This window comes from Kitasatospora sp. MY 5-36 (assembly GCF_001182915.1).
Taxonomy (GTDB): Bacteria; Actinomycetota; Actinomycetes; order Streptomycetales; family Streptomycetaceae; genus Kitasatospora.
This window is the reverse complement of record NZ_LFVW01001030.1, coordinates 1-2,317: the sequence shown is the minus strand read 5'-3', so window position 1 is coordinate 2,317 and position 2,317 is coordinate 1. Positions and strand designations below refer to the sequence as shown.

At 76.3% G+C, this 2,317-nt stretch carries 1 protein-coding gene; it reads left to right on the top strand.

The genetic code is table 11. The features are described from left to right. Positions 1-2,317, top strand: a 2,317-nt coding sequence (locus tag AE652_RS39730; protein ID WP_049660507.1) for an AMP-binding protein, incomplete at both ends; no start/stop codon positions are given.

Below are 2,317 nucleotides of genomic sequence, written 5' to 3'. Positions count from 1 at the left end.
GCAGCCCACGGCCGCCCCCGGGGAGGCCGACTCCGAGCACCCCGACGCCGAGGACCCCGGGACGGAGGCCGTCGGCGCCCCGCTGCCCGCCCCCGGGCCGGACGCGCCCCGGACACTGCCCGAGGCGCTGCTGCGCGCCGCCGAACTGCACCCCGACCGCGGACTGCACCTGATCCGGGCGGGCGGCGAGGCCACCAGGATCACGTACCGTCAACTCCTCGGCCGCTCCCGCGAGATCCTCGCCGTGCTGGCCGCCGCCGGGCTGCGGGCCGGGGACCGGGTGATCCTCCAGGTCCCGGAGCCCGAGTACTACTTCCCCACCCTGTGGGCCTGCTTCCTGGGCGGGATGCAGCCGGTGACGGTCGCCCGCCCGCCGGACTACCACGAGCGCAACCCCGTGCTGGAGAAGCTCTGGCACGCCTGGCAGACCCTGGAGGAGCCGCCGGTGCTCGTCTGCGGGCCCGCGGTGGCGGGCCTGGAGCGGCTCGGGGAGCTGTACCCGGCGCCGGGCCTGCGGGTGATCGCGGTCGACCGGCCCGCCGAGGGCGGGCTGCCGGACGGCCCCGCCCCCGAGCACGCCCCCGTCCCCGCCGACGTCGCGATGCTCCAGCTCTCCTCCGGCAGCACCGGACGCTCCAAGGCGGTGCAGATCACCCACCGCGGCATCCTGGAGTACGTGGCGGGGGCCGTCGCCCAGGGCACCGAGCCGGGCGACGGCACGGTCAACTGGCTGCCCCTGGACCACGTCGCCGGACTGCTGATGTTCCACCTGCGCGACGTGGTACTGGCCGCCGACCAGGTGCAGATCCCCACCGAACTCGTGCTCGCCGACCCGCTGGTCTGGCTGGACGCGCTGGAGCGCTACCGGGCGGCGCACTCCTGGTCGCCCAACTTCGGCTTCCGGCTGGTCGCCGAGGCCGTCCGGGCCGCCGGGCCGGACCGCCGCTGGGACCTGTCCTCGGTCAAGTCGCTGATCAACGCCGGGGAGCAGTGCACCGAGGCGGTGATCGACGAGTTCCTGTCCGCCACCGCCCCGTTCGGCGTCCGCCCCGGCCACGTGCTGCTGGCCTGGGGCATGGCCGAGACCTGCACGGCGATCACCTACAAGCGCTACGACGAGGACGGCGCCCGCCGCCTGGTGCGCACCGACTCGCTGACCGGCCGGCTGGAGCCCGCGGACCCGGCCTCCGCGGAGCGCGGCACCGCCTTCCTCAGCATGGGCCGGCCCGCGCCCGGCACCCGGATGCGGGTGGCCGACGACGCCGGACGGGCGCTGCCCGAGCTCCGCGTCGGCCGGCTCCAGGTCCACTCCGGCCGGGTGACGCCGGGGTACCTGAACAACCCGCCGGCCAACCAGGAGGCCTTCGTCGGCGACGACTGGTTCGACACCGGGGACCTGGCCTTCCTGGTCGACGGCGAGGTGGTGCTCACCGGCCGTCGCAAGGAGATCATCATCGTCAACGGCGTGCACTACTTCTGCCACGAGCTGGAGGACGTGGTGGCCTCCGTGGCGGGGGTGCGCTCCGGGCACGTCGCGGCCTTCGGGGTGCCGGACGAACGCACCGGCACCGAGCAGCTGGTGATCGCCTACGTCCAGAGCGACCCGGACGCGCCCTCGGCGCCGGTCGCCGCCGAGGTGCGGCAGCTGCTGGCGGCCCGCCGGCAGCCGGCCCCCGCCCTGGTGCTGCCCGTCCCAGTGGCCGACTTCCCGCGCACCACCAGCGGCAAGATCCAGCGCACCGCGCTGCGCGGGAGGCTGCTGGACGGCGAACTCGACGACCACATCGTGGCGTTGGACCTGGCCGAGGCCAACTCCCGGACGCTGCCGGACTGCGTGCGGCAGCTCGGCTGGGAGGCCCGCCCGGTGGCGGCGGCCCCGGCCTCTTCGGCGGCCTCTCTGGCCGAGGAAACGATCCTGCTGCTCGGCCCGTCCGGCCCCGGCACCCTCACCGAGGCCCTGGCCGCCGCCCTGCCGAACGCCCTGGTGGTGGACCGCCCGCCGACCGCCGACCCCGAGGACTGGCTGCGGGCCCTCGGCGACCGGACGGCCGACCGGCTGGTCTACCTGTGGAGCGCGACGCCCGACACCCCGGACCAGGCGCCGGACGAGGCACTGCTCGCCCTGCTGCGGGCGCTGCCGACGCGGGCCCCGGTCCGCGAGCTGGTCTCCGTCAGCGCCGGGTTGCACGCCGTGCTCCCCGGTGAACTCCCCAACCCCCGGGCCGCGTTGACCGCCGCACTGGCCGCCGGCGCACGGGCCGAGCAGCTGGTGCCCGCCGCCCGGCACCTCGACCTGCCGGGCGAGGCGCCGGTCGCG